23 protein-coding genes are annotated in these 25,517 nt (G+C 69.5%); 9 read left to right on the top strand and 14 right to left on the bottom strand.

What is annotated here, in order from left to right:
• Positions 1 to 105: 105 nt before the first annotated feature.
• The 4 genes from ABD978_RS09080 to ABD978_RS09065 are packed head-to-tail and all read left to right on the top strand — an operon-like array spanning position 106 to position 3,677.
• Complete coding sequence (locus ABD978_RS09080) at positions 106 to 618, top strand: hypothetical protein (RefSeq protein ID WP_345351459.1); 513 nt, start codon at positions 106 to 108, stop codon at positions 616 to 618.
• Positions 605 to 1,777: an efflux RND transporter periplasmic adaptor subunit gene (locus ABD978_RS09075; protein WP_345351457.1), complete on the top strand. Its 1,173-nt coding sequence runs from the start codon at positions 605 to 607 to the stop codon at positions 1,775 to 1,777. The genes ABD978_RS09080 and ABD978_RS09075 overlap by 14 nt, the downstream gene beginning before the upstream one ends.
• Positions 1,774 to 2,478, top strand: coding sequence for an ABC transporter ATP-binding protein (locus ABD978_RS09070; RefSeq protein WP_345351453.1), 705 nt, complete (start codon positions 1,774 to 1,776; stop codon positions 2,476 to 2,478). Before ABD978_RS09075 ends, ABD978_RS09070 begins: the two co-directional genes overlap by 4 nt.
• Positions 2,475 to 3,677 (top strand): ABC transporter permease, encoded by a 1,203-nt coding sequence (locus ABD978_RS09065; protein ID WP_345351450.1) that lies wholly within the window; start codon positions 2,475 to 2,477, stop codon positions 3,675 to 3,677. The genes ABD978_RS09070 and ABD978_RS09065 overlap by 4 nt, the downstream gene beginning before the upstream one ends.
• Before the next feature lie 123 nt (positions 3,678 to 3,800).
• Here the strand turns inward: ABD978_RS09065 and ABD978_RS09060 are convergent, their stop codons facing one another.
• Positions 3,801 to 5,462, bottom strand: coding sequence for an ABC-F family ATP-binding cassette domain-containing protein (locus ABD978_RS09060; RefSeq protein WP_345351447.1), 1,662 nt, complete (start codon positions 5,460 to 5,462; stop codon positions 3,801 to 3,803).
• 186 nt (positions 5,463 to 5,648) lie between these two features.
• Here ABD978_RS09060 and ABD978_RS09055 point away from each other — a divergent pair, with 186 nt between their 5' ends.
• Positions 5,649 to 6,410: a hypothetical protein gene (locus ABD978_RS09055; RefSeq protein WP_345351444.1), complete on the top strand. Its 762-nt coding sequence runs from the start codon at positions 5,649 to 5,651 to the stop codon at positions 6,408 to 6,410.
• A 71-nt stretch (positions 6,411 to 6,481) separates the two neighbouring features.
• On the opposite strand, the gene ABD978_RS09050 is transcribed toward ABD978_RS09055, so the two are convergent.
• Entirely contained in the window at positions 6,482 to 6,706 is a 225-nt protein-coding gene (locus ABD978_RS09050; RefSeq protein WP_345351441.1) for a hypothetical protein, read from the bottom strand.
• 451 nt (positions 6,707 to 7,157) lie between these two features.
• Here ABD978_RS09050 and ABD978_RS09045 point away from each other — a divergent pair, with 451 nt between their 5' ends.
• Positions 7,158 to 7,538: an STAS domain-containing protein gene (locus ABD978_RS09045; protein WP_345351438.1), complete on the top strand. Its 381-nt coding sequence runs from the start codon at positions 7,158 to 7,160 to the stop codon at positions 7,536 to 7,538.
• Between the two features lie 199 nt (positions 7,539 to 7,737).
• Entirely contained in the window at positions 7,738 to 8,703 is a 966-nt protein-coding gene (locus tag ABD978_RS09040) for an acyl-ACP desaturase (RefSeq protein ID WP_345351435.1), read from the top strand.
• Positions 8,704 to 8,750: 47 nt separating this feature from the next.
• Here the strand turns inward: ABD978_RS09040 and ABD978_RS09035 are convergent, their stop codons facing one another.
• The 9 genes from ABD978_RS09035 to ABD978_RS08995 all read right to left on the bottom strand — a co-directional run bounded on the left by ABD978_RS09035 (position 8,751) and on the right by ABD978_RS08995 (position 17,477).
• Positions 8,751 to 9,122, bottom strand: coding sequence for a nuclear transport factor 2 family protein (locus ABD978_RS09035; RefSeq protein WP_345351432.1), 372 nt, complete (start codon positions 9,120 to 9,122; stop codon positions 8,751 to 8,753).
• A 62-nt stretch (positions 9,123 to 9,184) separates the two neighbouring features.
• Entirely contained in the window at positions 9,185 to 9,898 is a 714-nt protein-coding gene (locus ABD978_RS09030) for an SDR family NAD(P)-dependent oxidoreductase (protein WP_345351429.1), read from the bottom strand.
• A gap of 124 nt (positions 9,899 to 10,022) precedes the next feature.
• Complete coding sequence (locus ABD978_RS09025) at positions 10,023 to 10,841, bottom strand: YbfB/YjiJ family MFS transporter (protein ID WP_345351426.1); 819 nt, start codon at positions 10,839 to 10,841, stop codon at positions 10,023 to 10,025.
• Between the two features lie 72 nt (positions 10,842 to 10,913).
• The gene (mgtA, locus tag ABD978_RS09020) at positions 10,914 to 13,667 is read right to left on the bottom strand and encodes a magnesium-translocating P-type ATPase (RefSeq protein ID WP_345351423.1); all 2,754 of its coding nucleotides are present in this window, start codon (positions 13,665 to 13,667) and stop codon (positions 10,914 to 10,916) included.
• Positions 13,651 to 14,004, bottom strand: a complete 354-nt coding sequence (locus ABD978_RS09015) for an ArsR/SmtB family transcription factor (RefSeq protein WP_345351420.1) — start codon at positions 14,002 to 14,004, stop codon at positions 13,651 to 13,653. The genes mgtA and ABD978_RS09015 overlap by 17 nt, the downstream gene beginning before the upstream one ends.
• Before the next feature lie 140 nt (positions 14,005 to 14,144).
• Positions 14,145 to 15,620, bottom strand: coding sequence for an LCP family protein (locus ABD978_RS09010; protein ID WP_345351417.1), 1,476 nt, complete (start codon positions 15,618 to 15,620; stop codon positions 14,145 to 14,147).
• A gap of 243 nt (positions 15,621 to 15,863) precedes the next feature.
• Positions 15,864 to 16,184 carry a sec-independent translocase gene (locus tag ABD978_RS09005; RefSeq protein WP_345351414.1) on the bottom strand — a complete coding sequence of 107 codons (321 nt, stop codon included), beginning with the start codon at positions 16,182 to 16,184 and terminating at the stop codon, positions 15,864 to 15,866.
• A gap of 51 nt (positions 16,185 to 16,235) precedes the next feature.
• The gene (gene tatA, locus ABD978_RS09000; protein WP_345351411.1) at positions 16,236 to 16,502 is read right to left on the bottom strand and encodes a Sec-independent protein translocase subunit TatA; all 267 of its coding nucleotides are present in this window, start codon (positions 16,500 to 16,502) and stop codon (positions 16,236 to 16,238) included.
• 387 nt (positions 16,503 to 16,889) lie between these two features.
• Positions 16,890 to 17,477, bottom strand: coding sequence for a potassium channel family protein (locus ABD978_RS08995; protein ID WP_345351408.1), 588 nt, complete (start codon positions 17,475 to 17,477; stop codon positions 16,890 to 16,892).
• A gap of 36 nt (positions 17,478 to 17,513) precedes the next feature.
• On the opposite strand from ABD978_RS08995, the gene ABD978_RS08990 reads away from it, so the two are divergent.
• Positions 17,514 to 18,218, top strand: coding sequence for a GNAT family N-acetyltransferase (locus ABD978_RS08990; protein WP_345351405.1), 705 nt, complete (start codon positions 17,514 to 17,516; stop codon positions 18,216 to 18,218).
• Positions 18,219 to 18,290: 72 nt separating this feature from the next.
• Here the strand turns inward: ABD978_RS08990 and ABD978_RS08985 are convergent, their stop codons facing one another.
• The 3 genes from ABD978_RS08985 to ABD978_RS08975 form a co-directional block, all read right to left on the bottom strand.
• Positions 18,291 to 19,754 (bottom strand): WGR domain-containing protein, encoded by a 1,464-nt coding sequence (locus ABD978_RS08985; RefSeq protein ID WP_345351402.1) that lies wholly within the window; start codon positions 19,752 to 19,754, stop codon positions 18,291 to 18,293.
• Between the two features lie 294 nt (positions 19,755 to 20,048).
• Positions 20,049 to 21,437, bottom strand: a complete 1,389-nt coding sequence (locus ABD978_RS08980) for a ricin-type beta-trefoil lectin domain protein (RefSeq protein WP_345351399.1) — start codon at positions 21,435 to 21,437, stop codon at positions 20,049 to 20,051.
• 79 nt (positions 21,438 to 21,516) lie between these two features.
• Complete coding sequence (locus tag ABD978_RS08975) at positions 21,517 to 23,742, bottom strand: RICIN domain-containing protein (protein ID WP_345351396.1); 2,226 nt, start codon at positions 23,740 to 23,742, stop codon at positions 21,517 to 21,519.
• A gap of 608 nt (positions 23,743 to 24,350) precedes the next feature.
• On the opposite strand from ABD978_RS08975, the gene ABD978_RS08970 reads away from it, so the two are divergent.
• Positions 24,351 to 25,361, top strand: coding sequence for a LacI family DNA-binding transcriptional regulator (locus ABD978_RS08970; protein WP_345351393.1), 1,011 nt, complete (start codon positions 24,351 to 24,353; stop codon positions 25,359 to 25,361).
• Positions 25,362 to 25,517: the final 156 nt, after the last annotated feature.

Genomic DNA, 25,517 nt, shown 5'->3' with positions numbered 1-25,517 from the left:
TCTTCCGTCTTCAGTGAAGGCATGGACCACAGCGAATCACTGTCAGCGCCATCCCGTCGTACGCGCAGGACCGCGCGAGCCGTACCCGCGCCGCCGCCGGCCACGATGAACAAGGCCTTCGTGTTGCTGGCCGCTTCGGCCGCCGCCCTTGCCCTGACGGTCGCGGGATGCGGCGGCTCGGGCGACTCGAGATCAGGCTCCTCCGGATCGAACGCGAACCCCGCTTTGGAGCAGGCGGTGAAGTACGCGCAGTGCATGCGCGAGAACGGCGTGACCAGCTTCCCCGACCCCGACAAGAACGGCAGGTTCATGATCGCGGCAGGAGGGCCGAACAGGAACTCGCCGCAGTTCAAGAAGGCGCAGCAGGCGTGCAAATCGCAGGAGCCGCCCGGGATACAGGACGACCCCGCGCAGAGGGCCCAAGACCAGAAGGAATGGCTGAAGTGGGCGCAGTGCATGCGCAAGAACGGCATACCGGACATCCCTGACCCGCAGGACGGACGTCTTCTGGTGCCGAAGGACAGGATCAACACCAACTCACCGCAGTTCAAGAAGGCGATGAACGCATGCCGCGACGTGGCCCACGTGGGAGGAGGCTCCGAGAATGGCAACGGCTGAGATCGGGACTCCGGCGAGCACCGGCATCCCCCCTGAGGCGCCCGCCCGCCCATGGTGGAGACGCAAGCGGCGCAGGCTACTCGGCGGCGTCGCGGTCGTGGTCGCGGGCGGTGGCCTGGTTCTCGCCGTGACGGGCCTGTACGGCGACGACGGCAAGTCCACCACGAGGGCCGGCGACGGGACATCTCTGGCGGCGGTCCAGGAGGGCCCGCTCTCCTCGCAGGTCGACCAGAGTGGGACGCTCTCGTACTCGGCCGGCGCCGACGGGATCCCGTACTCGGTGGTCAACCGGGCGAGCGGGACCTACACCTGGGTGCCGGCGGCGGGCACCCAGATCGACTGCGGTGAGACGCTGTACAAGGTCGGCGAGAAACCGGTGATCCTGATCTGCGGAAGCACGCCCGCGTACCGGAACCTGGCCGAGGGCGACGACGGCAAGGACGTCCGGGCGCTGAACAAGACCCTCGTGAACGAGGGTTATGCCGACAGGTCCGAGCTCGATCCTGGTTCGGACCACTTCGGCGCGGAGACCGCGGCGGCCCTGGCGAAGCTTCAGGACAAACGTGGCGCTGACGTGACGGGCAGGCTGAACCTCGGCCAGGCGGTGTTCCTGCCCGGCCCCTTGCGGGTGGGCAAGGTGATGGCCGTGAACGGCACGGGCGCGGGCAAGGGCCGTCCGGTCATGGGGGCGTCGTCGAACCGGCGCGAGGTGACCGTGAAGCTCGACGCCTCCCAGCAGTCCGAGGTCAAGAAGGGCGACCAGGCGCAGATCACGCTGCCGGACAACCGGATCACGTCCGGCGTGGTCCGCCGGATCGGCACGGTCGCGACGTCCTCCGGCAAGGACGGCTCCGACTCGGGATCCGCCACGATCCCGGTCTACATCACGCTCGACCACCCGAAGGACGCCGGAACCCTTGACCAGGCTCCGGTCCAGGTGCAGATCACCACGGACGGCGTCGAGCACGCGCTGATCGTGCCGGTGACCGCGCTCATCGGCCGGGCAGGCGGGGGATACGCGGTCGAGGTGGCGGCGGGGGACCGCGGCCAGACCCGGATCGTGCCGGTCACGCTGGGATTGTTCGACGATGCCAATGGTCGGGTGCAGGTCTCCGGCGCCCTGTCGGCCGATGACCGTGTGGTGGTGCCGTCGACATGAGCGAGACGAATGTCCTCGAACTGGAGCGGGTCACCAAGACGTACGGCACGCAACCCCCCGTCCACGCGCTGCGCGACGTGAGCTTCACCGTACGGAGCGGGGAACTGGTCGGGATCGTCGGCCCGTCGGGATCGGGCAAGTCCACGCTGCTGCACATCCTCGGCACGCTGGATCGGCCCAGCGACGGCACGGTACGGATCGACGGGGAAGACGTCGCGACGCTCACCGACCGCCGGCTCGCCGCCTTGCGGGCGCGCAGCATCGGCTTCATCTTCCAGCAGTTCCATCTGTCCGAGCACACCACCGTCTTGGAGAACGTCGCCGACGGTCTGCTGTACAGCGGTGTGGGAGCCGCCGAGCGGCGCGAGCGTGCCGCCGAGGCGCTCATCCGGGTGGGGCTGGGGGACCGGGCGGGCTTCCGGCCGGGCAAGCTCTCGGGTGGACAGCGCCAGCGCGTGGCGATCGCCCGCGCCGTGGTCGGCCGCCCGGCCATCGTGCTCGCCGACGAGCCGACGGGAAACCTCGACAGCAGGACGGGCGCGTCGATCATCGAGCTGCTGCACGAGCTCAACGCCGACGGGGCGACCATCCTCGTGATCACGCACGACGGCGGGCTGGCCGCCCGGTTCCCCCGTCAGTTGCACGTCCTCGACGGGCGGATCGTCGCCGACAGCGCGGCGCGTTCGATGGAGGGCGTATGAGGCTGTCCGACCAGATCCGCGTGGCCGGTGTCGGCATCCGGGCTCGCCGCCTGCGGGCCGCCTTGTCCGCGCTCGGGATAGCGATCGGCACCGCGGCGATCGTGGCGGTACTCGGCCTGTCCGCGTCCTCCCAGGCCGGACTGCTGGCACAGATCGACCGGCTCGGCACGAACCTGCTGACCGCGAACACCGGCCAATCGTTCACCGGCGGGGCGGCACGGCTCCCGGTCGCCGCGCCGCAACGGATCTCCCACCTGCCCGATGTCGAGCACGTGGCGCACGCCGCTGCCATCGAGAACACGAACGTGTACCGCAGCCCGCTGATCCCGGTGGTCGAGACCAACGCCCTGAAGGTACGGGCCGCCAGCCTCGACCTCCCCGAAGTGATCGGAACCGGCGTGGCTCAGGGCCGCTGGCTGAACCCGGCGACCGAGCGGCAGCCGGTCACCGTGCTCGGCGCGCTCGCCGCGCAGCGCCTCGGGATCGATCGGGTCCATCCGGGCGAGCGGATCTGGCTGAGGAACCAGTGGTTCTACGTCGCCGGCATCCTGAAGCCCGCGACGCTGTCGACCGACATCGACACCAGTGCCTTGGTCGGCTACCCGGCCGCGGAGCGTTATCTCAGCTACGCGACCGTCGATGAAGGCACGGCGGTGGCCGGAGCTCCGACGACGGTGTACGTGCGGGCCCGTACGGACAAGGTCGACTCGGTGCATGAAGTGCTCGCGCGGACCGCGAACCCGGAGTCGCCCAGCGACGTCGATGTCAGCCGGCCGTCCGACGCGCTCACCGCGCGAGCCGCCGCGAAGGGCGCGTTCAACAGCCTGTTCCTCGGGCTCGGACTGGTGGCGCTGATCGTGGGCGCGGTCGGGGTCGCGAACATCATGATCATCTCGGTGCTGGAACGGCGATCGGAGATCGGGCTGCGCCGGGCGCTCGGCGCCACTCGAGGGCAGATCCGCACTCAGTTCCTGTCCGAAGCGGTCATCCTCGCGTTGCTCGGCGGGGTGGCCGGAGTCGCGGCCGGAGCGCTGACCACCGCGATCTACGCGAACACGAAGGGCTGGGCGGTGATCATCCCGGTCCAGGCGTGGGTCGGCGGGATCGGCGCCGCGATCGTGATCGGTGCGATCGCCGGCCTGCTGCCGGCCCTTCGGGCCGCCCGCCTCTCCCCCACCGAGGCGCTGCGTACGCTGTGAGCGCCTGATGGCGCTTGGACACGTAGCCGTACCACCGCGGTGGTGGCTCACGAGGCGCCCGTCCGCCGCACAGGAGAGTTTCGATCTCCGCCGGCCCCGTTCGACGCGGGGCCGGTTCTGGTTTCAGCCCGGGTCCACCTCGGCGACCCGGCCGTTGCTGAGGTGGAGACGGCGGGTGATGTGCACCGCGTTGATCATCCGGCGGTCGTGGGTCACCAGCAGCAGGGTGCCGGGATAGGAGTCGAGCGCGGACTCCAGCTGCTCGATCGCCGGCAGGTCGAGATGGTTGGTCGGCTCGTCCAGAACGAGCAGGTTCACGCCCCGCGCCTGAAGCAACGCCAGGGCTGCCCGGGTGCGCTCGCCCGGGGACAGCGTCGCCGCGGGGCGGGTCACGTGCGCGGCGCGCAGGCCGAACTTCGCCAGGAGGGTACGGATCTCCGCCGGCGGCAACTCGGGAACCTCCGCGCCGAAGGCGTCCAGAAGGGCACTTTCGCCGAGGAACAGCGCTCGCGCCTGGTCGACCTCGCCCATGACCACGCCCGGCCCGAGCGCGGCGTGGCCTTCGGTGAGCGGAGCCCGGCCCAGCAGCGCCGACAGGAGCGTCGACTTGCCCGCCCCGTTGGCACCGGTGATCGCGACCCGTTCGGCCCAGCCGATCTCCAGATCGACGGGCCCCAGGGTGAAGTCTCCGAGCCGCAGCACCGCGGAGCGCAGGGTCGCCACCACGGCACCGGCGCGAGGCGCGACCGCGATCTCCATCCGCAGCTCCCACTCCTTGCGGGGCTCCTCGACCACGTCGAGGCGTTCGAGCGCACGCTCGGTCTGGCGGACCTTGGCGGCCTGCTTCTCACTCGCGTCGGCGCGGAAGTTCCGGCCGACCTTGTCGTTGTCTCCCCCGTTGGCGCCCCGGGCCTTCTTCCTGGCGTTCCTGACGCCCTTGGCGGCCCAGTCCCGTTGCGTCCGGCCCCGCTGCTCCAGCGTGGCGACCTTACTCGCGTACTCCTCGTAGTCGGCGCGGGCGTGCCTGCGGGCGACCTCACGCTCGGCCAGGTACGCGGCGTAACCACCGCCGTAGACGTTCACCTGCTGCTGGGCCAGGTCCAGCTCCACCACCCGGGTGACCGTCCGGTCCAGGAACTCGCGGTCATGGCTGACCAGCACCGTGCCGGCCCGCAGGCTTGTGACGAACCGCTCCAGCCGCTCCAGCCCGTCCAGATCCAGATCGTTGGTGGGCTCGTCGAGCAGAAAGATGTCATAGCGGCTGAGCAGCAGCGACGCCATCCCCGCGCGGGCCGCCTGCCCGCCGGACAACGAGGTCATCCGCTGATCGAGGCCGGCCGCCAGCCCCAGCTCGGCGGCCACCTCCCCGGCCCGGTCCTCGAGATCGGCGCCGCCCAGGGCCAGCCACCGTTCCAAGGCGAAGGCGTATTCGTCCTCGGCCCCCTCACGCCCACCGACGAGGCCCTCGGTCGCGGCGTCCAGCTCCCGCTGAGCCCCTGCCACCCCGGTACGCCGGGCAAGGAAGTCGATCACCGTCTCGCCGGCGCGCCGCTCCCGCTCCTGTGGCAGATAGCCGACGGCCGCCGACGACGGGCTGAGCGTCACCGAACCGCCCTCGGGGGCGAGCAGCCCCCCAAGGGTCCGCAGCAGGGTGGATTTCCCCGCGCCATTGACCCCGACCAGCCCGACGACTTCTCCAGGGGAGACGACCAGGTCGAGCCCGGAGAACAGGACACGGTCACCGTGCCCTGCGGCGACGTCCTTCGCGACAAGGGTTGCTGTCATAGAACGCCAACGCTATCCGCCACCGGGCGGCCGCCGGACCCGGCCGCCGCCCATGCGACGGTAGGTCGGAAGCGGCTAACGGACACGACGGTGACAACCGTCTCTTACCGGTTTCAGGCCCTGAGCGTCGTTCCTTCGTCCGCAGTCGGGTGTATATCGTCCGAGGAGTCTGCCAAGGAGGTCAGGGTGACCGTGTCAGCAGAGCTCGCCGAGATCCACCAGTGGTGGGCGCAACGATCCGGCCTCGCGGGCCCCGCGACGGCCTTCCGGATCGCCGGCAGCGCCTACGACCAGGTCACCCCGGCCGGTGTCGACAACCCGTACTGGGAGATCGTCCGGCAGCTGCCGTCCGTGCGCGAGGCCGGGCAGGGGATCTGTCCCGACGGTTTCGCCCGCGGACTTCCCGTCGGGCATCACCTGCTGACCAAGCGCTACTCATGGGCGATCCCCTCACCTGGCGACATCGCCTGGCTCACCCAGATCCTGAACGGTCGCGGCCTGGTCGAGATCGGCGCGGGCTCGGGCTACTGGGTGTGGCAGGCGGAACAGGCCGGCATCGACGCCATCGCCTACGAGCCCGTCAGTTCCTCCGCCAACACCTACACCGACGGCACCGAATACTCCGCCGTCCGGCGAGACGGCCCGGCGGCCGCCCGGCACCACCCCGACCGCGCCCTGCTGCTGTGCTGGCCGTCTCAGGGCGACCCATGGGCGAGCGATGCCCTCCACGCCTACACCGGCGACCTGCTGATCTACATCGGGCAAGGTGCGGGCGGCCGCTGTGCCGATGACGACTTCTTTCGGCTTCTCGCCCGGGAATGGACGCCGATCGGTTCCAGCATCCACCACATCACCTGGCGGCACACCCACAGCACGATGACGGCCTATCGCCGCAGAGAGCGGAACGCCGCCACGGTGGTCGACGCCGATCGGCCGACCATCCGGTAGGCGTGACGCCGCCGCCGCGGGCATGCCCGCAACGGCAGGAGTAGCGTCGGCGCAGAGCTACGGTTCCCGTCTCACAGCTTGACGAGCTTGGCGTAGGGCGCCGGGATTCGTTCGGTATGGGAACCGAAATCCACGAGCACGGCGATGCCTTCCTCGACACCGGTGACCACACCGAGGCCGTACCTGTCATGGCTCACCTGGTCCCGCAAGGCGAACTCCTCGACCGGCGCGACGACCGGGGCCTTGAAGGGGCTGGTGGGCAAGTGACGCCGGGTGGCGGCGTGGGAACGTCTCATTACGCAACAGTAGGCCATGTTCGCTGATCAAAGCCCGCGGGAACGCCCAACCGGGCCCGGGCAACCGGGCCGCACGAGAGCGGCGACCACCTTGACCTGCTACCGAAGGAGTATGCTCGACAGTGACCGAGGAGCTTCCGCGTCGGCGGTCGAGTCGACGCCTCACCGGCTTTTCACTAGCGCGGCCTTCAGTCACAGGCCAAGACGGGTCGGGCGATCATTAAGCCCCATACCACCGCATGTCGGTCCATGACGACAGTGCGGAGGTGCCGTGCTCCATCGATCGAGCCGGCTCCCGAGTGGCTTCGTTCGCCGTGATCTAGCAATTTCCAGCACGGTCGGCGCGTTACCCACTGGGGCACCCGTTTCCAGTCGGAGACAGAACGCGCCTCGACCTGCATGCTCACCGCGGCCGTACTCGGCCGCGGCATCTCGAACCGGAGACTTACCCATGCATCACAGCACCGTCCGCGCCAGGCTCTTCAGCCGGCGCCTACCCCGCCACACCGTCATCGCGATACGCGGAGAACTCGACATCGCGACCACCGCGGCACTCCGCACCCGGATCCTCACCATCCTCGCGGACACCACCACGCCGGTCATCATCGATCTGTCCGCCGTCTCCTTCTGCGACGCCTCCGGCCTGGCCCTGCTCGTAGGCACCCAGCGCCGCGCGCGGCTGCACGGGCTCGCCGTCACTTTCGCCGCGCCCCGCCCGAACGTGGCCAAGTTGCTGCGCATCACCGGCCTCGACCACGCCTTCGTCGTCCGCCCCACCCTCGCCGACGCCCAGCTCGGCCACGTGCGTACCGATCACCGCGCCGCGGCGTGACCTTCGCTCACGCCTGACCGTTCCAGGCGCGAGAACCCCTTACCGGCAGGCGGGCAGCAAGCCGCGGGCACGGGGTATCTGGACAGGCGAGGCCTCTTCGTTCGTGCCGATACCACGGGGCGAAGACGGTCTCAGGTATGAAGATCATCGATGCCGATCGGTCGGCAGTGTTCATGTCATGTCTCTTCGGGGGGATCAAGTGCCGTTCACATCGGGGCCCAAGACGACGTCCGAGCTGCTCATCGAGCTCGAGCCGGTCGTCGCGGCCGAGCTCGACCGTCATCTGTCCACGGCGAAGGAATGGTTCCCGCATCAGTACGTGCCGTGGAGCCGCGGCCGTGACTTCGACGGTCCGCTGGACGGCGAACCATGGGCACCCGAGGACTCCTCGGTCTCGCCCGCGGCGCGGGAGGCGCTGATCGTCAACCTCCTCACCGAGGACAATCTGCCGGGCTACCACCGCGAGATCTCCACCATCTTCGGCCGGGACGGCGCGTGGGGCACCTGGGTGGACCGCTGGACGGCCGAGGAGAATCGCCACGGCATCGTCATCCGCGACTACCTCACCGTCACCCGGACCGTGGACCCGATCGCGCTCGAACGGGCCCGCATGAAGCACATGCAGAGCGGTTACCAGGCCGACCACGGCGACAAGATGCTCCACGGCCTCGCCTACGTCTCGTTCCAGGAACTGGCGACGCGCGTCTCTCACCGCAACACCGGCAAGGCCTCGGGCGACCCGGTATGCGAACGGCTGCTGGCGCGAGTGGCCGCCGATGAGAACCTCCACATGCTCTTCTACCGCAACCTCCTCGCCGCGGCCTTCGAACTGTCCCCCGACGAGACGATGCGCGCCGTCACCGACGTCGTGACGAACTTCCAGATGCCCGGCCACACCATCGACGGCTTCCTGCGCAAGTCGGCCGCCATCGCCAACGCGGAAATCTACGACCTGCGCATCCATCTCGACGACGTCCTGTCCCCGGTCCTGCGGCAGTGGCGGATCTTCGAACTCGAAGGCCTGGGCGCCGAGGGGGACAAGGCCCGCCAAGAACTGTCGGACTTCATGGAACGCCTGGAGACGACGGCGGCCCGATACACCGAACGCCGTGCCGAACGCCGGGCTCGGACGGCCGGTACGCCGGACGATGAGCGGTCGCGCTGACACTGACCACCGGACGCGCCGCCGTGCCCGCCTCGACCAGCGGACATCTAGGCGAGGCGGGAGACCTGGTAGTGGCTTACGTACCAGTCCTCCGCGATCCGCTTCACCAGCACGCTGAGGTGGACGTTGACCGTGGGGCGGTCGGTGAAGGAGAAGTCGACGGCGAGGTACCCGAGCACGAGATCGTCCGAAAGGCGCCTGCTCTCCAGAACGCGATAGGCGGCCGACAGGCCCAGGGGCTGAGACTCGTAGTAGTCGGCGACGCCCTGCCTTCCGACGCTGTAGGGATGCAGCCCCTGGAAGATCGCGTCTTCGGTGAAGTGGGAGGCGACGCGTTGCGGCTCGTGGGCGTCAACGCCCGCCTTCCATTCGTCGAGGACGCCGCGGAGGATCTCGTCGGTGTCCGTCATGTCGTGCATCACCGGTTCTCCTGTCGAGTGGAAGGAAGCCTGCGGTTGCCCGGCGCCGGGGAGCGGGGTTCTCAGTGGCCCGCGCTCATGCCGCCGTCGACGTGGAGGATCTCACCGGTGACGAACGGGGCGTTCTCCAGGTAGATCACCGCGTCCACGATGTCGCTCTCTTCCCCCATTCGGCCGACGGGGTGCAGGGCGGCGAGGGCCTCGTGGGTCTCCTCGGGGTGCATGGGGGTCTTGATGGTGCCCGGTGAGACGGCGTTGGCGCGGATGCCGCGGGTGGCGTACTCGATGGCGAGGGACTTGGTGGCGGACTGCAGCCCGCCCTTGGTCAGCGAGGCCAGCACGGAGGGGACCCGGGAGTCGGCGCTGTCGACCAGGCTGGTGGTGATGTTGACGATGTGACCGCCGCCCTGGGCGAGCATCTGCTCGACGGCCGGTTGCGTGATCCGGAAGAAACCGGTGAGGTTCACGCCGGTCACGGCGGCGTAGTCGTCCTGCGTGTAATCGGTGAAGGGCTTGGCGACGAAGATGCCCGCGTTGTTGACCAGCGTGTCGACACGGCCGAATCGCTCCACGGCGGCGGCGATGACGCGTTCGGCGGTGGCGGGGTCGGCGATATCGCCCTGAACGGTCACGACGTCCGCGTCGCCGGAGGGGGCGATGGTGCGCGAGGTGGCGACGACGGCGTAGCCGAGCTTGCGGTAGGCCTCGACGAGGCCGGCGCCGATGCCCTGCGAGGCGCCGGTGATGACTGCGACCTTCTGGTCCTGAAAGCTCATGATGACCTTCTCCGAGATGAGTGTGGATTCCGCGACCCGAGGGCTACTAGCCGACCGGTCGACTGGCTTTTCTGGTCTCGCCGACGTCACGTGACCCGGCGGTCGGTGAGCAGCGATATGCGTTTCACTCGTCCTCCAGCGCGAGGGCCGGATGGCCCGGAGACGGCATGCGGTGGGGGAATCCGACCCGGAGAACGGCGGCCGCGACAGCGGAGGCCAGGACGATGACGCCCCCAGGAGGGGTACTGAACCAGCGGTGCACCCGCGGGCCGTCGGCCTGTTCTCGTACTGCGGACGCGGAGCTCGCCGAATCGGGTGCGGGTTCGGGCCGCAGGTTCCAGGAGACGGCGGTGAGCGCCGCGGCCAGACCGGCGGAGGCCCACCAGGCGACGCGCCAGTCGGCGACCGAGTGCAGGATCAGGACCAGGAGCCCCGACGCGGCGATGCCGGCGCCGACGCCGCCGAACGCCCAGCCGGGCAGATGAGCGGGGTCGTCACGCAAGTGGCTGAGCAGAGAACTGACGGCGATGACGAAGATCAGTGCGCTGGTCGCGCCGGCGAGCAGCCGGAGCACCAGCCACGCCGCGGTGGCGCGGGTGAACGGCATCGCGGCCAGCGTCACGGTCAACGCCAGAAGGGAGCCGCGCAGGGCGACCGAGGAGCGCACCAGCCGTGGAAGGAAGGTGCCGGCGAAAGCACCGAGCAGGTATCCGACGTAGTTGGCGGAGGCCAGGTTCGCGCCGTCCCCTGCCGACAAGCCGGCCTGGGCGTGCATCAGAGGCAGGATCGGGGTGTAGACGAAACGGCCGACGCCCATTCCCGCCACCAGGGCGGCGGCGGCCTGGACGACGTGACCCCAAGGCGAGCGAGGTCGCGAGAACCCGGCGTTCATGAAGTGTTCCCCATGCCCCCAGAGTGCGCCCGCCACCTGGGCCGACGCCACGACCGGCTTCCTCGCTGCTGGTAGGCCCGGCCTCCCACCGGCGTACGGTGGCGGTGTTCCGGATTGCGATCTCTACCGCTGCGCTTGTGACCGCGTCCCCTGTCGGGTCGGACGTGACGTACGTCCTTCGACCTTCTGCCACGCGGTCTTGGCCGCGCCGATCAGAAGGCAGTAGAGGACGAGCACGAGGACCAGTGCCAGCAGGCAGACCACGGGCAGGGCCGTCATGCTCAGCGGAGCGGCCAGGGGGGACCACGGGAGGACCAGGGCGATGGTCACGATCGCCGTCGTACCGAGCAGGACCGGAAACGCGGCGTGGTCGCGCGGCGAGGGCAGTCGGCGGCCGCGCAGGAGGTGGACCGCGGCCGCCTGGGTGAGCAGGTTCTCGACGAACCAGCCGGTGTGAAAGATCGCCTGGGCGGCCGGTCCGGGATGGTGGCCGGTGATGTGGAGCAGGATGCCGAACGCGGTCAGGTCGGCCAGGGTGTTGACCGGTCCGAGCCACAGGACGAATCGGGTCAGCCGGGCCGAGTCGAACGTCTGCGGTCGGCGCAGCGCGCGCTGGTCGACGTGGTCGAAGGCGAGCGGCAGCAGGCACAGGTCGAAGCAGAGGTTCTGGACGAGGATCTGCAGGGGCAGCATCGGCAGGAACGGCAACAGGACGCTGGCCGCCAGCATCGACAGGACGTTCCCGAAGTTCGAGGAGATCGTGATCTCCAGGTACTTCTTGATGTTCGTGAAGGTCCGCCGCCCTTCGGTGACGGCCTCGGCCACCGACAGCAGGTCACCACGCAGCAGGACGACGTCCGCGGATTCGCGCGCGATGGCGACCGCGCCGTCCACGGTGATCCCCACATCGGCGTCCCGGAGCGCGGGTGAGTCGTTCACCCCGTCGCCGAGGAACCCCACCGTGCGGCCGGTCGATCGCAGGACCCGGACGATCCGCGCCTTCTGCTCCGGGTCGATCCGCGCGAACACGGTGGTCCGGTCGGCGAGGTCACCGATCTCGGCGTCGCTGAGCGCCTCGATGTCGTCCCCGAGCACGATCCGCCCGGGGTCGATGCCGGCGTCCCGGCAGATGCGCGCGGCGACCAGCGGATGGTCTCCGGTGAGGACCTTCACGGCGACGCCGCGCGCCGCGAGGGACCGCACCGCGGCGGCCGCGGATTCGCGCGGACGGTCGCGGAAGCCGACGAACCCGATCAGCGTGAGGTCTCGTTCGTCCTTGGGGCCGTAAGCGCGCGGACGCACCGGCTTGTCGGCGATGGCGACGGCCAGCAGCCGTACCCCGTCGGCGGCGTACCGGTCGCCGACGTCGCCGAGCCGTTGCCGGTCCGCGGCTGTGAGCGGGACGTCACCGTCCTGGCGGCGCAGCCGGGTACAGCATTCCAGGACCTGCTCCACGGCGCCTTTGGTGATCATGAGGTCGGTCCCCGGGCGACCTGCCTCTCGTACGACGACGCTGCCGCGCCGGCGCGTGGAGTCGAACGGGATCACCTCGACGGCGGTGACGTCGTCGACCGGAACGCTCATCTGATCGGCATAGGCCAGCAGCGCCTCGTCGAGCTCGTTGAACAGGACGATCGCGTCGCCGTCCGCGGCGACGGCGCTGTTGAGCGCCGCCCAGCGCAGGACCTGCGGATCGGATCTGCCGTCGGGGTCGATGTGGCAGTCGACGCCCACCTGGTCCTGGGTGAGGGTGCCGGTCTTGTCCGTGCACAGCACGTCCATCGCGCCGAGATTGTGGATGGCGGGCAGCCGCTTGATGACCACGTTGTGGCGGACGGCGGCTCGCGCCCCCCGGGCCAGCGCGGTGCTCACCATGACCGGCAGCATCTCCGGTGTCAGACCGACCGCGACGGAGATGCCGAACCACAGGGCGGCGAACCGGATGCCGTGCACCGCGGCGTTGACGATGAACACCAGGGGGGCGCACACGAGCATGAGGCCGATGAGCGCCCGGGACACGCCCTTGACCCCGCGGTCGAAGGCGGTCTCGGCGCGTCGTGGCGCCAGGTGGGCGTGCATGGCACCGAAATAGGTCGCGGTGCCGGTGGCGAGGACCACTGCCGTACCGGTGCCGGCGGTGACCGTGCTGCCCATGAAGCACAGCCACGGGCAGTCGATGGTCGCCAGATCGCCGGTCGACCGGCCGACGGCCGACACGTCCGGGACGGCGTCCTCGGGAGTGGCCTGCTTGGCGACCGGGAGTGCCTCCCCCGTCAGTACGGCCTGGTCCACGGCCAGGCCCGCCGACCGCAGGAGCCGTACGTCTGCGGGGATCATGTCGCCGGGGCTCAGGGTCACGATGTCGCCGGGAACGAGCTGGTCGAGCGGCACCTCTCGGCTCGTGGGGGGCGCGTCGCTGGTCGCACGGCGTACGACGGTCGTCGTCGCGACCACCATCGCCCGCAAGGTGTCGGCGACCCGATCGAACCGCTGCTCCTGGCGGACCTGCAGCCAGCAACTGATCAGCACCATCACGCCGATCACCGTGGCCGCGCCGAACGCGCCGAGGGCCGCCGACACCCCACCGAGCACCAGCAGGGTCCCGACGAACGGGTTGGTCAGCGCGTGCAGGAGACGGGAGCCCCGGCGCGATGCCGTGGGACCGGCGATGGCGTTCTCGCCGTGACGCGCCAGCAGCGTCTGAGCCCGGTCCTCCTCCAGCCCCCGCGGTCCGCTGTCCAGTCGGCGGAGCACCTGAAGGACCGGCATGGCGGCGTATTCGGCGAGCCGGCCGCGTACGTCGGGAAGCCGGGGTTCGTCGGCCGCGTCAGGCCGCGGTTCGGGGAGGGCGGAGGCGGATTCAGGCGCCCACGCCACGACGGCGTCCCAAGCCGATGGACCGGTCTCGCATGCGGTCGACCATCTGCCGCACGATCGTCACGATGTGCGGGTCGTCGACCAGGTAGATCTGGCGCCGGCCTTCCCTGCGGGACCGCACCAGGCCGGCGAGCTTGAGCTTGGCCAGGTGGTGACTGACGGTCGGGACGCTCCCGCCGACGTACCCGGCGATCGTCCCGACATCGCAGGCGCCGTGAGCCAGTACCCACATGATGTGCAGACGCATCGTCGAGGCGAGCAGCCCGAAGGTGCCCGCCATGTCCTGGAGCAGTTCGGGCGACAGATGTTCCGGCTCGCCGGCACCGGTATCCGTCATGAACCCTCCACGTCTGCTCGGCGGCCGCCTGTCCCGACGCCAGCCTCTCGGAGAAGGCCTCGGATGTGCAACCGGCCCCGCCACGTCCGACCTGGTCCGCGAGATCTTTCGAGCCTCGGCATCTACCCCGGGCTCCGGATTCAGCCGCAGACGTTCTTCAGCGAGACGGCGCCACCGCCGGAGCTCGCCGAGGCCGTCGGGGTGGTCACCGTCTTCTTCCTCTTCGCGGCGGAGGTCGGCGTGTCCGACGGCTGTGGGTTCCCGCCGCCCGCGATCGCGTTGGCGGCCACCCGGCGCATCACCGCCACGTTGGGCTGGTAGACGTGGAATCCGGGGATCTTGTACGGGTTGTAGGCCATGTTCTTGATGTCGGCTCCGTGCTTCACCGAGCCGGACAGCTTCACCAGGGCCGGCAGCAGCCCCGACGGGATGTTGGTGAAGATCGTGCTCTGCGCCGCCTTGGCCAGTTTTTCGAAATGGGTGACGACCGTCTGCGGATCGGCCTGGTCGGCGATGTCCTTCAGCAGGCACTTCTGCCGATCCATCCGGTGGAAGTCATCATCGGCATGCCGACTGCGGCCGTACCACAGCGCCTTCTCGCCATCGAGCTTGTGCCAGCCGGGTTCGAGGTAGCCGGACGGCGGGATGCCTCGCTCGGGTTCACCGCCGATCGGGAGCCGTTTGTCGATGTGCACCCGGACGCCGCCCATGGCGTTGACGATGTCCTTGAAGCCGCCGAGGTTGACGAGGACGTAATAGTTGATCTTCAGGCCGAGCAGATACCCGAGCACGTCTTCGAGCAGATGCGGACCGCGCTGGCCCTTCTTGTAGCCGGGCTCGAGTTCGGGGTGCCGCTCCCCGATGATGTACAGCTCGTTCAGCAGCCCCTGGTCGCCGGGGTCCCCGGTATAGCCGTTCGGCCACCGGGAACGCAGCCGGGGCGGCATCGGGAACTTCTGCAGACTCCTGGGCAGGCCGAACAGCACCGTGTCGCCGGTCTTGGTGTCGATGCTGGCGACCGTCATGCTGTCGGTGCGGATCCCGGTGCGGTCCTTGCCGCCGTCACCGCCCAGCAACAGCACGTTGAGCCGGGGCAGGTTCTTCCACGGGTTCGCGGCGTTCACCTGCTGACCGGAGTGGTCGTCTCCGGGGAAGATGTTGGCCAGCGTGTTCCCCAGGACGTAGACGCTGTTGGCCGCGTACACCAGCGGCGTGCAGACCAACAGGGTCATCACCATGACCAAGGAGCCCGCCACGGCCCGCATCGCGAACGGCAGACCGACCGGGCGGACCACCTGGTAGGAGCGGATGACGACACCCGCCCAGACCAGGGCGAGGACGAGGAGACCGACCGTGATGACGCCGAGCCAGGTGTGCTGGACCGCGATCTGCTTCAGCTTCTCCTGAAACGCCAGCCCGGCCGTCACCGTGCCCACCACCAGCGCCGCGTACAACCCCATCAGGGCGAAGCCGGCCAGATGGCGACGGGCCCGCAGATGCGCCACGCCCCACACGAACGCCGAAGCCAGCGTGAGGCCCAGCGCCCGCCACAATCCCGCCACCGGAACCGGTTGGCGGCTCGAGACCACGCGCCGGTCGACCTGACGCAGAGCCATACAGTCTCCCGATCTGCCGATCGCCGACACGAGGGTCAAGCGTCCTGAGCCCGAAGTCACTCCGTCATACGGGCTGCGGCATGGTCGGATCCATCAGCCCCGATCCGACAGTTGCTGAGTTGTACAAATATCAGATGCGGACAAAGCCCTCAACCGATTGCGGAGAAACCGGCGGTCACGCGCGAGATTCCACCGAAGATGGCGACGCCGGCACCGAACGGACCTCGGCCACGGCCGACGTGCTCAGGTCGCTTCGGTGTCGTACGGCGCGCGACCACGGCCATGGAGCCCCGCGCCGAGCCGCTCGACCTGGCGTGGCTCATCGACGTCCTCGATCAGGTGTTTCTGGATGAAGCGACGCGGGTTGAGGTCGGCCAGGTCCAGGTCGGCGTATTCGGGGCCGAGTCCCTCCTTGAGGTCGCTGGTGGCGTTCGCGGCCAGTCGGCGGAGTTGACGCAGTGTCTGGCCCGCCTGGCGAGCGACCCGAGGCAACTGGTCGGGCCCGAATATGATCACCGCGAGCACCAGGAGCAGCGCGAACTTCTCGATTCCGATGTCGAACATCGCCTCTCCCGCTCACCCGCGCCGCCGACGTGGCGATGCCCGCCGCAGGCGTCACTGATCATCCCCGCCCGACCGGACGGCCTCGGTCGGAACTTCGGCCCGACCCGCTCCCGTGGGGCCGGCCGAACCCGGAGCCGCGTCGGTGGTCACGACCGGCGGCGAGCCCTCATCGTCGGAACGCAACCCGCCGACCTCGGATTTGAAGATCCGCAGCGAGCGTCCCAGCGACCGGGCCGCCTCTGGGAGCTTCTTGGACCCGAACAGCACGAGCACGACCACCGCGACGATCAACCAGTGCCACGGGGACAACTCCCCCATCGTCGCCCTCCTTGCCGCACGACCTCGCCAGCTCGAGGACAGCGCGTCCACGACCGGACCCCTGACACCAGGATACTTGCAGACTTGAACAAGTGACAGATATAACCGAAGGCGTACAGCAAGGCGTTCTCGAAACACCACGGAAGGGGGACGGGTGTTCGTGTCCTCGGGCGCCCCCCTGCACGATCCGTACGACCGCGATGACGGGCTACGGCCGTCCCCGGCATGGCGATCCGCCATGGCCAGACAACGGAACCTGTGGTCGGCCGTCTCGTTCTGGGCGTTCAGCACCCTTCTCGTCATGTACGACGTTCTCGACAGGACGTTGATCTCAGCGCGCCTGTGAGCCGCCCCGCCGCATGGCCCACGTCGGGCCACGCGGCGATCTCATTCTTCGGCCAGGACGATGACGCGGTCGTCGGCGGACAGAGTGAGCGGGGCGGCCTTGTCCGGGTTCAGCACCACGCCATAGCCGGGCGGCCGGTGGAACCCATCACGCCGCCGGTATCCCAGCGCCGTCTGTCCGCGCATTCGGGCGGCTTCGATGACGGTGGCGAAGTTCGCGGACGCTCCGGGCAGCAGGTAGTCGCCGGCCGGCTTGAGGTAGATCTCCGACCCGGTCGGATCCAGGAGGTTGGCGAACACGTCCCGCAGGTCGTGGTTCTCGGTGAGCTGGGTGAGCAGCAGGCTGATGAGCCGGGCGCCGACGACGAAGTCGTCGGCCTTGGTGACCTGGGCGACCTCGCGGTTGCTCTCGTCGTTGATCTCGCTGACGATCGAGTACGGATCCCCGATGCGCTCTTCCATGTCCCGCAGGTGCAGCAGGGTGACCAGCGTGCGCGCGTCGGCGTGCTGCGGCTCGTAGGTGTCGTCGGACAGCACGATGACGTGCTGGTAGGAGCCCACGTCGAGGGTCTCCAGCGCGGCCCGGTCGGTCGGGTCACAGCGGGTGAAGCCCATCGTGGCGGCGCTCATGGCGACTACCCCCTAGGACCCGAGAGGTACAGCACGATGGCGGACAGCGACGCCGTGGCACTCGACGACCCGGTGGGCGAGTCACTCCGCGGTCAGCACGCGCACCTCGCCCGCCGACTCGGCCGGGCCGCCACCTATCTGCCGGGAGTCTCGACCTTCTCCGCGGTGTCCACCGACCCGGATCCGGCGGAGTGGGCCGACCTCGCCCGGCTGCTCGGTCGAGGTGAACTCGCCGACATGTTCAGCTGCCCGGTGATTCCGCCGCCGGACTGGGAGCCGGTCTTCGTCCTCGAAGGTCTCCAGCTGATCTGGCCCGGCGGCGGCCGCCCCGATCGTCCTCCTGCCGAGATCGAGAACGGCGTGGTCGAACTGGGCGCGGACAACGTGCCCGAGATGCTCGACCTCGTCGCGCGGGGCCGGCCGGGGCCGTTCTGGCCGCGCACCCACGAACTCGGCACCTATGTCGGCATCCGCGACAACGGCACGTTGGTGGCGATGGCGGGCGAACGGCTCCGGCCCCGGGGGTGGACGGAGATCAGCGCCGTCTGCACCGCTCCGGAAGCACGCGGGCGCGGCCACGCCGCCCACCTGGTACGTGCGCTCGTGGCGCGCGTCCTGGCGCGGAACGAACGTCCCTTCCTCCACGTGGCCGCGGCGAACACCCGTGCGACCGCGCTCTACGAACGGCTCGGCTTCGAGACCCGCAAGCACGTGACCTTCCGCGGGTTCCGCACCCCCTGACGGCCGCCGGGCACGCGGGTCCCGTGGAGGACCGTCGGTGACCGGCCCACGCCCCTCGACGACCGGGCGCCGTCAGGCGAGACGGTGGATGTCGCCGTAGGCGCGGTAGAAACCGCCGCGGCCGGACTCGCGCACCTCGGCGACGACGTACCGGGCACCGCGCTCGCGGATTCCCTTCGGGAACTGGACCCGCCAGCTCTGGTCGAATCCGGGAGAGACCACGCGGACCCGAAGGTGGCCGTGATCTTCGAAGCACTCCACGACGACGCCCCCGCTGCTGTCGGCGACGACGTCGACGGTGGTCGACGGGGTGACCGTCTCGACCACGGTCGGCGCCTTGACGTCGACGACGTCGGGGACCGAGCCCCGCTCCGCCGACCTGATGGCCTCCTCGCTCGCGTCGACGCAGGCCAGTGAGCCGTCCGTGGTCACGATGTACAGGCGCTGGTCGTGGTACTGCATGGAGTACGCGGCACCGCAGCCGGTGGCGAGCTTCCACAGGCGGGTGCCGTCCTCGTCGAAGCAGTAGATCGAGGCCTGGTTGTCCCCGGCGAAGACGTACCGGCCGTCCTCCGCGGTCGCGCACGAGAAGACCGGTGCGTCGCAGTGGTAGGTCCGCTCCCGGCCGCCGTCCTTGCGCAGCCGCACCACCGTACGGGTCGAGGTCCCCGCGTAGACCGTCGACCGCTCCTGCCAGCCGAAGAGCACCGGCCCGGTGGACTGGTGCCACAGCTCCTTGCCGGTACGCCAGTCATAGCTGGTGACGCCGCCGCTGTGACCGTGGTGAACGGCGGCGGCGTCACAGCGCACCATCCAGCCCGCCGCCCCGCGGCCCTGCCGGCGCCACAGGAACTCGTCCTCGTGGTCGATCGCGACGACGCCACCGCCGGCGTCGGACACGCCGAGGATGCCGTCGTGGATGTCGAGCCAGTAGATGTCGATGTCCGGGGAGATCTGGTACGCCAGCCTGGGCACCTTTCCGGACAGGTCATAGACGTTGCCGTCGTCGCAGCCCGCGTAGAGCCAGGCGTCGTCGGCGACGATGCACTTCACCCCGTCGGGCAGCCGGACCTGCTGGACCACCTGGGCGTCGTGCGTCAGCGACGTGATCAGGCCGGCCTCGTTGCCCACCATGCACAGCCGCTCGTCGATGAAAATGCCGAACGCGGCGGAGCCCGAGGCGTACCGCCACAGGACCGGAGCCCGCCGCGTCGCCGGGCGGCCGACGGGGGCCGACGCGCCGCCGACGTGGGCGCTCATGGCCTGGCGACGGGAGAAGCCCCGCTTCTTCCGGACTCCGCGTACGGCGGGGGCGTAGCCCTTACGGACCTTTTCCCCGATCTTCTTCGCGGCCGTCGCCTTCGCTTTCGCCGCATCCGAGAACGTGGTGGTCTTGCGCTGCCCGGCGTCGCCGATCCGGCCGTACCGAATGGTCATCGTCGTGCCGTCGACCGTGACCTCATAGAACTTGTGCGCTCCATCGCCCTCTTCGGAGAGTTCGAGGTAGGTGGTCTCTTGGGTCGTTTCCACGGACATCGGGCCTTTCAAAAGGGCTCGGGAGACGGGGGCAGGAGAAGGCGAATAAACGTCGCCTTCCGCGTCGACAGCCCGAACCGTACGAGCCGGGTACGACATTTCACCCTTATTCGGAGCCCGTCAGGTCGGCGCCGGCGGGCTCGGAAGGGGCGGAAGGCGCCGTTCCGGCCGAGGGTCGCCGTCCGGTAGGCGTGCCATGCGCCGAATGGGGGGCCACTGACCAGACCACGCGAAACGCTCGGCTGGAGAACACCAGCCGAGCGTCTCGCCGAGCTCTCGTGGGACGTTACGGGATCAGCCGAGCGTCCAGCTTTGGTTGGCGGTGCCGGTGCAGGTCCAGATCTGCAGTTGGTTGCCGTCGGCGGTGCTCCAGTCGGTGTCGTCGAGGCACTTGCCGGAGTTGGTGTTGATCAGGCTGTTGCCGGCTCCGACGGTCCAGGACTGGGCGCCCGTGCCGTTGCAGTCGTACAGCTGGACCTTGGCGCCGTTGGCGGTGCCGGCCGCGGTCACGTCGAGGCACTTGCCCAGCGCCTGGAAGGTGTTGCCGCTGTGCGTCCACAGCTGCGCGTTGGTGCCGTTGCAGGTGTAGAGGTCCACCTTGGTGCCGTTGGCGGTGGCGGCGCCGGCGACGTCGACGCACTTGCCGCCGTAGCCGTGGATCGGGGTGGCCCCCGGCGGCGGGGTGGTCCCGCCGCCGTTGGTGATCGATTTGAAGATGTTGGTGAACTGGTAGTTGCTCTGCGGGGTGCCGCTGGAGCCCTGGTTGTCCCGGCCGAGTGACCAGAAGGTGAGCTCCTGGATGCCGTTGCTCGCGGCGAAGGACTCCAGGTCCTGGGCGTCCGAGGTGGTGAACACCTCGCTGCTGACGTCGTTGACGCCGATCATCGGGCAGTTGCCCTCCATCGCCCACAGCTGGCTGGAGGTCTTGTTGGTCCAGATCTGGCCGAGCTGGGTGTGCAGGCCGTTCGCCGCACTGATCGCGGCCTGGCCCATGTCCATGGACCCCCCGTAGTCCATGGTCATGATGTTGACGAGGTTGACGTTGAGGTTGTGGCTCTTGGCGTTCTGCAGCAGGGCGACGCCGTCGGACTCCAGGCCGGAGGGGCTGACCGGCAGGGTGTAGTCGACGGTCAGGGTCTTGCCCTGCGCCGCATACTGCTGCTGAAGGTTGGCGAGGGCCTGGTTGCGCCGGTCGTTGGCGGCCGTGTCGTCCAGCGTGGAGCCCTCGATGTCGAGGTCGATGCGGGTCAGATTGAACTGGTCGATGACCTTCTGGTACTGCGCCTGCATCGCCGCCACGGTGCCGCACGAGGTCAGTTCGGTGCCGCCCGCGCCGCCGAAGGACACGATCACGTCGCCGCCGGCCGCGCGCAGGCTGTTGACGGCGTTGTTCCAGCCCGCGTCGTTGATCGGCGTGTCGCCGTTGATCGTGGCGTTGCAGGTGCCCTGGCTGATGACGAAGGCCAGCGTGTAGTACTTGTTGCCGGTTGCGTTGTAGGCGTTCATGAGGGTGGACGGGTCGTTCCACATCTCCGCGTACGGGGCGGCGTAGTGCGCGGGGAAGCCTGGGCCCGGGTTGGCGGCGGCCGACGCCGAGCCGGCCGTGACGCCAATGAGCGTGGCGGCCGCCAACGGCAGCGCGCCGAGCGCCGCGATGAGTCGTCTGAGGCGGGGGCGGGTCATGCGGGGTCTCCTCCTGCGGTGGGGGTGAGGGCGGGGAAGGCGGAGTGAGGGCGGAGCCCTCACTCCCGTGGCTCTCGAATCAGGGGCCGCTGGTCAGGTAGGCGACGGTGCTACCGGAGCGGACGGCGCCGCCGGAGTTGTTGATGATGTGGCTGATGGTCCCGGTGCCGCCGAGGGAGACGGTGACCATGTCGTGGAAGGCCGAGCCGGTGGACGGGACCTCGATGGCCCGGTCGGCGACCACGCCGGAGTTCGTACTGAAGTAGCAGTAGACGCCGAGCCCCCACGCCTGATGAGAGGTGACGCCCGCGCCGACCTTGTAGGAGGCGTAGCCGTTGGTGCCGCCGCCCGGCGTCCAGCTCGCGTTGCTGGGGACGTCGTACGGCATCTCGGACTGGTAGAAGTACGTGCGGCCGCCGTTGCCGTTCCACACCACCTGGTACTGCTGGTAGTGCTCGGTGAACAGCCCGTACGCCGTGACGTTCGCGCCGTTGACGACGAGGCCATTGGCCGCCGTGTTGGTGTTCCAGCCGACGGTGCCGCCGTTGCCGTGGTCGGCGCGCCAGAGCCACGAATGGTCGATGATCGTGTTGCTGCTGTTGACCACCAGCGACTGGGTGGCCTTGCCGGCGACGTCGCCGCCGACGCGGAAGAAGACGTCGTGCAGGGTGATGGGGTCGGCGGCGTGGCCGGCGGAGGAGCCCGCGGGGCCGACCTGCATGAGCGTCTGGCTGTTGGTGGTGCCGGCACTGATGATCAGCCCGGAGATGTCGATGCCGTCGACGTCGGCGGTGGTGATGGCGGTGACGCCGTTGTCCGGTACGAACGTGGCCAGGCCGAGCCCGAGCACGACGGTGTCCGGCCGCGTGATGTTCAGCGGCGCGTTCAGGTGGTAGACCCCGGGGGTCACCAGCAGGTTCTTGCCGGACGCGAGGGCGGCGTTGATGGTCGCCGCGGTGTCGCCGGACTTGACGACGTAGAACTGGGTGATGGGAATGGTCGTGCCGGCGGTGCTGCCGGAGGTCCAGTCGGGCCCGACGGCGTTGGTGCGCTGGGCGGGCACCCGCACGTTGTAGAGGCCGGTGGAGTCGACGTAGAGGTACGGCTTCTCGCGCAGTGTCGGTGTCGCCGACACGTTGGTGTACGTCGGGAACGACTGCCCGGGGGCGCCGGTGTCGCCGACGAACACCATGTTCCAGTTCGAGCCGGTCCAGCTGCCCATCGCGGTGTTGCGGGTGAGGAACTGCTGCTGGGTGCCGGAGTTGACCTGGCCCGAGACACGGCTGTCGCCGATGTATCCGCCGGACGACCAGTTGCTGGAGTTGTTGCCCGAGGTGTAGTCGTCCAGCGTCATGTTGCCGTGGACGTCGACGCGCCGGAACGGGTCGGCCTGCGAGACCGCCCATTCCAGGGTGCCGGAGCCGGGCGTGTCAGAGAGATTCTCGACTCCGCGCCAGAAGTTCTGCGTGGCGTTGCCACCGGACCAGGCCGCGTCCACGTGCACGCCGCCGCCGGTCAGTGAGACGTCGGTGGGCTGGGCGCCGAGCCCGGCCACCTGGGTGTAGAAGCCGACCGGAACGTCGACGTTGTAGCTGCCGGGCATGAACAGCAGCGCGTACCGGTTCGTGCCGAACTGGTTGGTCTGCTGGGAGCCGTAGACCGAGTTGATCGTGGACTGGATGCTCGACGCCGCCATCGAAGGGTCGAAGATCTTGACGTTCGGCCCGAGATCGGGGTTGTTCGGGTTGGTCGGCGGCGTACTCCCGCCCACGGGAGTGAGGGTGAACGACTGGGCGCCCGTGCCGTTGCAGGTGTACTGCTGGAGCTGGACGCCGTCGGCGGTCGACGCCCCGGGGACGTCCAGGCATTTCCCGCTGTAGCGGTCGACGAAGTGGTAGTTCCCGCCGGACTCCTGCACCGGCTGCCACTCCTGACTGGCCCAGCCGCCGTTCGACCACAGATGGATCTTGGCGCCGTCGGCGGTCGAGGGGCCGTCGACGTCGATCGCGGGCTGCGACCCGTTGGAGTTGACGATCACGTAGTAGCCGGCGTCGGCGGCGGTCTTCAGCTGCCACTGCTGGGCGGTGCTGGCGTTGCAGGTGTACTGCTGCACGGCGGTGCCGTTGGCGGTTCCGGCCGCGGCGGCGTCGACGCACTTGCCGCTGTTGGCGCTGACGAAGGTGTAAGGCGTGTTGACCGAGATGGCCGCGGACGCGGGCGCTGCGGCAAGGGCGCACAGTGCGGCGGCCGCCAGCGCGGTCGCCGAGCTCAGCGCGAGCGTGCGCCTACCCGACAGATGTCGCATGGGGATTCCTTCGCTTCGGGGCGGATCGCGGGGATCGCAGCGGAGGCATGGCGGATTCCGTGGGCCCGGCGCGCGCCGGCGGGCACGTGCCGGGCCCCGTCGGGACGGTCCGGTTCCGGGTCGGTCCGTCCGTTGCCGCCGTCGAGGCACGGCGGGGCTCAGGGGTGGGTCAGGCGGAGAGGCTCCGGCCGCGGTGCGCCGTACGAGGGGATATGAGGGCGTTACCGCGCGGCAACGGGTGACCAGGTCGAGGCATGCCGGAGCTCCCTGTTCGAGACGGCCCGTCGCGCCAGGCGGACGCCGGCGTCGGCGGGGACGGGCGGGGCCGGACCCCGTCACTGCGTGACGGTCCTCGAAGGTCCGATACGTGCGGTGCCACCGCCGGCTACCGACCCGGACGTCGCAGCGGCGGCAACTGGAAGGAAACACCGAACGCAACAACGTGTCAATCAGATGACGGATCTTTTTTCTCGGCGTGAAGAAAGTAACGTCCTCATCCTGGACACAGCTCTCGCGTCCTCGGATCATGGGTTCGAGGTGGCATGGGGCCCTCGACTACCCTCGGGAAAGGAGGCCGCATGTAACGGGCGATGAAAGAGGATCAGCCTGTGCGACAGCGAGCAACCGTCCGGCAGGTCGCCGAGGAGACCGGGCTGTCGATCGCCACCGTCTCCCGCGTGCTCAACGGCCAGGACAACGTCGCCCCGCGCACCCGCGAGGTGGTGCTGGAGGCGGCCGGGAGGCTCGGCCGCCGACCGCCGCACCGGCGCTCACCCGTCATCTACGTCCGTTGCCCGTACGTCCTGAGCGACTACTTCGGCCTCATCGTCTCCTCGATCGCCGAAGCCGCCGCCACCCAGCGGCTGGAAGTGCTCCTCAACGCCGGCGAGTCCGCCCAGCGCACCGACGCGCTGCGCGGCCTGCCCGCACGATCCGGGGTCGGCGGGGCCATCCTCATCCTGCCGCCCGAACCCGCCGACGACCTCGTCCGGCTGCGCGACAGCGGCTTCCCCTTCGTCGTCGTCGACCCCCGCACGACTCCCCCGCGCGACATCGCGGCGGTCTCGGCCGCCCACTTCACCGGGGCCCGCGCGCTCATGTCCCATCTGGTCACCCTTGGACACCGCCGCGTCGGCATCATCGCCGGCCCGCGCGACTGGCTGGTCACCGACGCCCGCACCGCCGGTCATCTCGCCGCGCTCGCCGACGTCGGTGTCCTGCCCACCCCGGACCTCATGCGGCACGTCCCCGAGCCCACCGTCGACCACGGCCACCGGGCAGCCGGCGAACTGCTCGACCGGCCCGACCCGCCCACGGCACTGGTCGGCTTCAACGACAAGATGGCCGTCGGCGCCCTGCGCGCCGCCGCCGAGCGCGGCCTGCGGGTGCCGGACGACCTCTCGATCGCCGGCTTCGACGACATCGACCTCAGCCGCGCGACGCACCCGCAGTTGACCACCGTCCGGCAGCCGCTGGCCGAGATGGGCCGCATGGCCGTCACGCTCTACACCCGACTGCTCGACCAGCACGAGCACGAGGCACTCCACGTCGAGCTCGCGACCGAGCTCATCGTCCGCTCCTCCACCGGCCCCGCCGTTGTTCGGGGTCCCATGGGGTGAGCCCGGCAGTTACTGTTAACTATCTTTACAAAATCTGACCACGTACTTACCATGGCGTCATCGCCCGAGTCTGACCCCCGTCAGGAGACCGATCCGGCTGCGTTCCCGGTCGCCTTCGGAGCTCCGCGCCGCCGGACAGGCGTGCGCACCGTGAAG

The sequence above is a fragment of the Actinoallomurus liliacearum genome, assembly GCF_039542035.1.
GTDB lineage: Bacteria > Actinomycetota > Actinomycetes > Streptosporangiales > Streptosporangiaceae > Actinoallomurus > Actinoallomurus liliacearum.
This window is presented reverse-complemented; position numbering and strand designations above follow the sequence as displayed.